Below are 8,053 nucleotides of genomic sequence, written 5' to 3' on the forward strand. Positions count from 1 at the left end.
GGCTACGGGGCACGCAGGGCTGGCGGCCCTCCAACTCTGGCTTGCTGCTGCCGGGTATCGAACCTAAGGACTAAGGATTCGTCATGACCGAAAGGAAGAAAACATCCGTCTTTACAGCCTCTACGGGTGCAGCGGCAAGGAAGAAGGGGGTTAAGCGCGATACGGACACGTCCCTCGGCTGGGTCGCACGGGAGTATCCGCAGCTCGAACCCTGGCGGGTCCTGGCGGTAGCGTGGCTGCAAGGCGAAACACGCGGGGTGGCCAGACGGCTCTATGCGCTGGTGGCCTTCTTCGAGCGCTACCTCATCCAGCAATCACTACCGCTCGACCCGGCGGTGTTCCTGGCGCGCACCACCGTTCTGCCCGCCTTCTACCGGACCGCGTGTCCGGATTCGGAGGAGGGCATTCAGTACAACAACTCTATCCACGCCTTCCTGCACTTCGTGCTGCTGCGCGAGTTCAGCGAAGCTGACGACAATGGCCAGCCGGTGCTCTCGCCGGCCTTCCACAACCCGGTGCCCCGGATGTCGAGGAGTGGTCTGCCGAGGCGCGAAGAGAGCGTCCATTCGCCGCTGCCCTACGGCTACATCGACGAGTTGCGGCAGATGCTCGCGGCGGGACCGCACTTCCGCGACTGGCAGTGGGCACAGAGCGCGCTGGGCGTTGAAATCGGCCAGCGCGGGCATGGTGCGCCCGACTGGTTCGAGGTGACCGAAGAGCAGATTGACCGAGACGACCCGGACTGCGTGTGGCGCGAACGGCCCTTGAAGAACGGAAGTCGCCTAGAAATGTGGAGCCCGGTGCGCTGGGTTGCGCTGCTGGTCAAGCTCATCCTGCCGCTGCGCACCTTCCAGGTCCGTATGCTCGATTCCGGCGAAGCGGATACCTGGCGCTACGCGGATGGCGACTGGGTGTTGAACGCGGGAGCGCTCGCGCAAGGAAGCGAGCGGCGCCCCTTGGAACAGGGGGTGTTTCGCCGCAGCACCGCGCTTGCCGATGGCGAGACGGTTCCGACCGTGCTCTACATCAACACCAACAAGACCGCAGACATCGCCAAGTCCGGCCCTGAAAAGGGCTACGTCCTGCCGTGGTCCTTCGGCGGACCGGTGCATCAGGATGTCGTCTACTGGCTGGAGAAGTTGCGCAACTGGCAGGCGAAGTACAACCCTGTCTCGCGACGCACGGCGTGGACAGAACTCGATGGCCGCCACATCAATGCGAAGAGCGAAGTACAACTCGCAGGCTATCCCGACACCTGTTTCCTGTTCCGCTTGCCGGAGGCCCGCGAGAATGAGGGCCACTTACCTGTGTCAGATGCACCCATGTTCGCAGGCTGGTTCCGATTGCTCGAAGCACTAGAACTGCGACTGGCCGACCGAGGTGAGACCCATCGCAATGGCACACCAATCCGCTTCCTTCCGCCGCTGGAATCGCGGAACGGGGGACTGACGACTCTCTTCCCGCTGCACAGTCTCCGGGTCTCCCTCATCACCGCGCTGGCACTCGAAGGCCAGGTGCCATTTCCGGTACTGCAGAAGCTCGTCGGCCACAGCCGACTGCTGATGACGCTCTACTACACCAAGCCCGGCGCGACGCATATCCGCGACGTATTGCGCGGTGCCGCTGAGCGGCTGGAAGCGTCCAAGGAATCGAGCATCCAGAACTTCCTGCTCGACACCGAGCATGGGGTGCTCCTCGAACAGGCCATCTGCAATAGCGTGCCCTCTCTCGCTGCAGCCATTCCGCAGCATCCGGCGGCGCGCAACCCAGTAGGCTGGATGCCGATGCACCACGGCTTGTGTCTGGTCGGCGGCAATACCAGTGAGGCTGAGGATAACGGCGCTGTGGGCGGCTGCTACAACGGAGGTTCGAACCTGGGCTCGCCTTCAAGCCCCAAGTACGGGCCCGTCCCGGGTGGCAGCCGCAACTGCGTGCGCTGCCGCTGGTTCGTGACCGCGCCGCATCACCTGCCGGCCCTGGCTGCGCACTTCAACACGCTCGCCTACCACTTCGACGAGGCGCGCAACACCTGCCTCGCCCGGGAAAACGACCTCCAGGCCCTGAAAAAGGCTAAAGCCGATGCGGAAGAGGCCGGTCAACCCTTCGCCCGGCTGGACGCCTACCGGCAGGCCGAGCGGGTGTGGGAGAGTGCCATGAAGCGCTTCAGCGACCTTGCCGAAGACCTCGTGGCCTGCTGGCGTCTCATCGCACGCTGCAAGGCGGCGCTCGATGCCCCGCAGGGCGACGGCACGCAGCTGGTCTCCGCCGGCGCGGTGGGCGACGTACAGGTCGCCTTCGAGGAGACGGAGTCGGAACTGCTTCAACTCGCCGGTGTGTGCGAAAACGTCGAGGTCTATCCCGACATCGAGCCGGGCAAAGCGGTGTTCCGCCGCAGCCAGTTGCTCGACGCGGTCCTCTACCGCGACGACCTGCCACCCGTGTTCATGCTGTTGAGCGAACAGGAGCAGTTGCTCGCCGGCAACGCCTTCATGCGCCATCTCGCAACACAGATGAATCCGCAAGACCCGGCAGTTGGCCAGCGCGAGGTGATTCGTCTGATGGACGCAGGGACTCGCCTCAGCGAACACTTCGACCTGGACCTCGCCGCGTTGCTGCCCGCGTCCCATCGTGCCCAAGCGTTTCCGCTCGGGCGCCAGACCCTTCCTGGGAGTGATTGATGAATCCCACAACGGACATCCATCCGGACGCCGTGCTGGAGTCTTTGCTTGCCAAGGCCGAGCGCTCGAATCGCCGAAACAATCTCACGAGAATGCATGAGCTGTGCCGCAAACAGCATGAAGCCGGCTCACGCGACTTCTCCCTGTCGGCCATTGGGCGCCTCGCCGAGGCCGAAGGCATCATGAAGGGCCGTGCCCTCTATAACGCCCGGTCAGCGGACTACAAGGCGCTCATCGAAGCCTGGGGTGCCTTCGCCGGGCCGCCCGCACCCAAGGCTCCGAAGACCCTGGCGAGCCACGACTACCTGATGCGCATTGAAGACCCCGCCATCCGCTCCATCATGCAGGCCATCATCGCCGAGCGTGACAAGCTCAAAGCGCAGCTCAACGTGCTCAAGGCCAACACTCAGGTCACAGTGGACCGCCGCCCGCTGGGCGCCACGGTTTCCTCGGCGCCAGGTGCGCAGCCTGTAGCGGTACTCGCGCTGGCCGCACAACTTACCCCGTCCCAGCGGGAAGCTCTACAGAAGGCGGTATCGGCCGATTACCTTGAGGAGCGCGGTCTGAAGGAAGGCAGCCACGGCGAAATCCTCAACGAGCGCGGGCGTACCGTGTTCGAGGTCGGCTTCGCCTCAGCGATTCGCAAGGTGCTGGGCGGCTGACCCGGCATACCGGTGTTAGCGCCACAGTAAAAATGACCCAGGCCAGCAACTTGGAATTGAACCTCAATTAAATTAGACAGCCGCTCTCGGCCAGAAGCAGACATTCGTTTTGCTATTTATATTCTATTGAGCCTAAATCCGGAGAATGGAGAATCAAATCTGCAAGGCTTGCCACCGGACCGCTTAACGAAGTTTCTGAGCGATGTACGAGATAAAGATCTTTGTAAACATCTTCTTCAATCGGAATTGCATGTAACCATCCGCTTGCCTGTTCATGCTTGACCGCGCTTTCCATCACAAGCGAGATTCCTAGCCCTGCGTGGACCGCGTGTTTGACCGCCTCGGTGCTACCTAACTGCATACCCACTGTGAACTCTGCCGAGTCGGCACCGGCATATTGTTGTAGTAGGCGCCCAGTTCCGGTAGCCGCTTCGCCTCCAAGCAAGTTCTGGGATTTTAACCACTTAAGTGGAATGGTCGACTCGGCAGCCCAAGGATGGCCGGGGCGAACAATGACAACCATCCTCTCGCGCCGCCATACTGTTGAGACGAACCCAGGACGTGAGTCCCACCACTCCATTACCGCTACATCCACTTCAAGCGTTTCCAGCAAAGCGGCAATCTCGATATTTTTGCCGATCCTCACATCGATCTTGTTTGCTAATTTATCTTGGAGCGCCTTGATATAGGGTTGTAAAAGATAAATGCCGATATTGGAGCTTGCACCAACGACCAGGCTTTTATTGTGGAGGGCTGCCGTAGCCTTATGGCTAGTACGGAGCAATTGTTCCGCATAGGGGAAAAAAATCTTTCCCTCCAATGTCAGGCTTTGCGGCATTGTTGCGCGGTCAATCAGCCGGGCCTGCAAAGACTGCTCCAGCCGCTTGATATGCTGCGTTACTGTTGGCTGGGACAATCCAGTTTGCTTCGCCGCTTCGCGAAAGCCCCCGCATTTGACGACGGCAATGAACGTCGCCACACGCTCCAGATCTATCACGCCGCCTTTACTCCCGGATACGGCTGATTAATCGCGCCCATCGGTTCTTCACCAGCGAGTGCCTGGATGATGTTCATCGCTGCCTGCCGCTCGATTTCAAGCCGAACTTCCTTGACCGCCGATCCCAAATGCGGCGTAAAAAACGTTTGTGCCGTATTGTCGAGCAGCGCCTTGGGGATAGCCTGCGGGCGATCAGCGCGTATCCATTCTTCCATCTCGAAGACATCGGCTGCATATCCAGCTAGTTTTCCAGACGCCAGTGCTGCTATCACCGCATTCTCATCCACGACCGAGCCGCGACATGCATTGATCAGGTAGCTACCGGTTTTCATCTTGGCCAACGCGGTGGCATCGATCAGATGCAGTGTCTCTGCGGCCATCGGAACCATCGGCACGACATAATCACATTTTTCGAGCAGTTCATCGAGCGTGACGCGCTGTACGTGCCAAGCCTTTTCTTGTTCGGCATTGAGCGGAATCGGATCGCAATACAAGAGATTCATTTCAAAGCCAGCCAAGCGCTGGGCGATTGCACGGCCGACCGCCCCCATACCAATGATGCCAAGCGTTTTTCCTGTCAAACCAGAGCCATATAGTGTCGGCCGCCAGCCTTGGAAGTGTCCGCTACGGATTTGCCTATCGCCTTCCAGCATATGCCTTGTCAAACCGAGAAGAAGGCCGATAGTCAGTTCAGCGGTCGGGATCGTAAGCAAATCCGGCACAATCGTAAGCCATACACCGTGGCGTGTGCAGGCGTTGACATCGAAGTTATCATAGCCTTTAAGCGCGGCGCCGATGACACGCAGCTTTGGACATTCCTCGAGAAACGCGCTGTCGATGCTGTCCGGCATGAAAGCCATGAGTGCATCCGCATCTTTGGCTCGCGCAATTACCTCAGAACGCGGCAAGGTTTCCCGTGTGGTGTTGGGGATAACATCGGCGCTAGCGGACAACAATTCGATGATTTCCGGGTGCACCCAGTGGGTGAGGACGACTTTGGGCTTCATAAAAACCTTTGTAAGCTTTGGGAGTTATTTGAACTTGCGACGCAGGAAGGAGCTGAAGGCGTCGACGAGGGTAACCATGCCTAAAATAACCAGCAAAATAGCCGAGACATCCTGGTATTGCATGATGCGCAGAGAGCCCATCAGCTCGAACCCGATTCCACCGGCGCCGACCATGCCCATCACGGTCGAAGCACGGAAGTTGTATTCCCATCGATAGATCGCGGTATCGGCCATTTGCGGAAGCACTTGGGGAAAGATCCCATGAAAAATCACCTGCAATGGCGTGCAGCCCGCTGCATGCGCGGCTTCTACCGGTGCCGGATCGGCATGTTCGATCGATTCCGAAAAAAATTTGGCGATCATGCCAACCGAATGTAAGCCTAGGGCTAAAACACCCGGCAATGCGCCGAAGCCAACGGCTGCCACGAACAGGATGCCCATGATCAGTTCGGGTATCGATCGCAAAGCGTTTAACATGCCGCGTGTGGCTTGATACACGAGTGGATGAGGGCTAGTATTCCGCGCGGCGAGCACTCCTAAGGGAATGGATAGCAATACCGCGATTGCCGTGCCGGCGATACTCATGGCCAAGGTATCCAGTACCGGTTTGACCCAGGTGCCAGCCTGCGAGAAGTTCGGTGGGAACATCTCGCCGGCAATTTTTACCAGGCTTGGCATGCCATCCTTCAATCGCTCGGCATCAAATAGGCCGACGTAATACCAGCAACCGATCACAATCGCCAGCACAACGGCAAACTGCAGTATCGTGCGGTTCCATACGCGCTGGCGCTCGGCCAGAATCAAACCAAAATCAGCTTGCATGCTGTCGCTCACTTAGAACTTCGACAGATCGAGCTTGAGCAGTGTGCCAAGGCTGCGCACCACGTCATAGTCTTTGTCGCTGATCGGGCCGAAACCATCGGCTTTGAAAGGTTTCAGGACTTCCGGATCTTTGAGATTCAAGAAGGCTGCACGGATCTTTTCCTTCAGTTCCGGCTTCAGATTGCTGCGCATGGTCCACGGGTATTGCGGATATGGCTTCGATTCGGCAAGAACTTTTACTTTGTTGGGATCGACCAGTCCGCCCTGAACCAGGGATTCAAAAATCGGCTTACTCAAGCCGCCAGCCTGCGCGTGACCGTTTTGCACGGCCATGGCCACCGCGTCATGCGCACCGGCAAAGTGTTCGCGATAGTTTTCGCCGGCTTTCAAACCGTTTTCCGCCAATATCGACTTCGGAATCAAATGGCTGGAGGTGGATGCCTTATCACCGTAAGCGACATTCTTGTTGACGATATCACTGATTTTGGCGATGCCGGCGCCAGTATTGGCGATCAATACGGACTGGTAGGTAGTGCTACCCTTTTGCTTCATCGCTGCGAATGGCTCGATGTCGCTCTTTTGCTTAGCCAGCACATACGACAAGGGGCCAAAATATGCCATGTCGATACGGCCGTGACGCATGGCTTCGATCATTGACGAGTAATCAGTGGTAACCACCAGCTCAATTTTCTTTCCCAGCTCTTTTTCCAGATAGATTTCGAGCGGCTTGTTGTTTTTAATTACGGTCGATGCGTTTTCGTCCGGCAGTAGCGCAACTTTGAGCGTTTCTGGATCGGGATTGGATGATGCATGGCCAATGCTGCAGACGGCGGCAAGCAAGACAGACATTAATGCGGATGCGAGTTTTTTCATAATCAATCCTTTACGGTAGCAAGTTGCATGGGAAATGAAGTATCGATAAGCCGTTCCTCTCGAGCGTCTTGTGGAACGCTCAAAGAAGAACGGGGTACTTGTTCATACAGCGTGTCGTAACTGGCTTGATCCAAAGTCTGCGGGGCGGCATCAAAAATGACTCGGCCATGGGACAGGCCAATAATACGGTCGGCATAACGTTGAGCGAGGTCTACCTGATGCAGGCTGACGACCGCCGAAATCCCGTCCTCTTTACAAATGCGGTGCAGCAGACTTAGCACTCGCTCTGCAGTAGCAGGATCGAGGCTGGCTACCGGTTCATCAGCCAACACCAGTTTAGGTTGCTGAGCCAGAGCCCGGGCAATACCGATGCGTTGCTGCTGGCCGCCGCTCAATGCGTCGACACGGCTTAAGGCTTTGTGCAATAAGCCGACTCGGTCCAGACTTTGCAGGCATATGGATTGATCCTTCGCCGGGAGGGGGAATAGACTGCGTAATGCCGTGTGGTAGCCCATTCGGCCCATCGAAACGTTTTGCAAAGCCGTCAGTCGGCCAATCAATTGATGCTGTTGAAACACCATGCCAGTCTGTCGGCGATGCATGCGCAATGCACGCGAGTTCGCCAAATTTCCTAAGCCGGCGACAATGGTGGTGCCGCGCTGCGACGCATGCAGCGAATTAATACAGCGAAGTAGCGTGGATTTTCCAGCGCCGGAAGATCCGAGCAATACGGTGAACTGTCCCTGATGGAGTTTGAGAGTGGTGGGATACAGTGCAATCGCATCACCATAACTGACTGAGACATTCTGTAGTTCGATCATGACACCTCCGGCAGATTTGAATTCGTAATCAAAAATGATGACCTGATTACGAATCTGAATTGCAGCGATGGTAATGTCGTGATATGACACCCTGATGACTCGTTGATGTCATTTTTGTGACATGGTCGCGGGTGCCTGTGAGGGAAATAAGTTGTGCTATCTATGCCAAATATAGACGTCTGCTATGGGTCGG

The 8,053-nt window shown here is 57.5% G+C and carries 7 protein-coding genes; 2 read left to right on the forward strand and 5 right to left on the reverse strand.

From position 1 onward, the window contains the following. Positions 1 to 83: 83 nt before the first annotated feature. Both gmtZ and gmtX read left to right on the forward strand, forming a co-directional pair. On the forward strand, positions 84 to 2,678 hold the full coding sequence (gene gmtZ / locus V7Z75_RS13835) for a gamma-mobile-trio integrase GmtZ (protein ID WP_334109235.1): 2,595 nt from the start codon (positions 84 to 86) through the stop codon (positions 2,676 to 2,678). Next, on the forward strand, positions 2,678 to 3,340 hold the full coding sequence (gmtX, locus tag V7Z75_RS13840; protein WP_334109236.1) for a gamma-mobile-trio protein GmtX: 663 nt from the start codon (positions 2,678 to 2,680) through the stop codon (positions 3,338 to 3,340). The genes gmtZ and gmtX overlap by 1 nt, the downstream gene beginning before the upstream one ends. A gap of 112 nt (positions 3,341 to 3,452) precedes the next feature. Here the strand turns inward: gmtX and V7Z75_RS13845 are convergent, their stop codons facing one another. From V7Z75_RS13845 to phnC, 5 genes are read right to left on the reverse strand one after another with little or no spacing between them, the layout of a single operon-like run. After that, a complete protein-coding gene (locus tag V7Z75_RS13845) occupies positions 3,453 to 4,337 on the reverse strand; it encodes a LysR family transcriptional regulator (RefSeq protein WP_004629222.1) in 885 nt (294 codons plus the stop codon). Continuing rightward, entirely contained in the window at positions 4,334 to 5,344 is a 1,011-nt protein-coding gene (locus tag V7Z75_RS13850; RefSeq protein WP_024569576.1) for a phosphonate dehydrogenase, read from the reverse strand. The genes V7Z75_RS13845 and V7Z75_RS13850 overlap by 4 nt, the downstream gene beginning before the upstream one ends. Before the next feature lie 24 nt (positions 5,345 to 5,368). Beyond that, positions 5,369 to 6,178: a phosphonate ABC transporter, permease protein PhnE gene (gene phnE, locus V7Z75_RS13855; protein WP_442919923.1), complete on the reverse strand. Its 810-nt coding sequence runs from the start codon at positions 6,176 to 6,178 to the stop codon at positions 5,369 to 5,371. After that, entirely contained in the window at positions 6,179 to 7,039 is an 861-nt protein-coding gene (gene phnD, locus V7Z75_RS13860) for a phosphate/phosphite/phosphonate ABC transporter substrate-binding protein (protein ID WP_334109237.1), read from the reverse strand. A 2-nt stretch (positions 7,040 to 7,041) separates the two neighbouring features. Beyond that, positions 7,042 to 7,950: a phosphonate ABC transporter ATP-binding protein gene (phnC, locus tag V7Z75_RS13865; protein ID WP_370452114.1), complete on the reverse strand. Its 909-nt coding sequence runs from the start codon at positions 7,948 to 7,950 to the stop codon at positions 7,042 to 7,044. Positions 7,951 to 8,053: the final 103 nt, after the last annotated feature.

It is taken from the genome of Methylobacillus sp., from assembly GCF_036844465.1.
Taxonomy (GTDB): Bacteria; Pseudomonadota; Gammaproteobacteria; order Burkholderiales; family Methylophilaceae; genus Methylobacillus.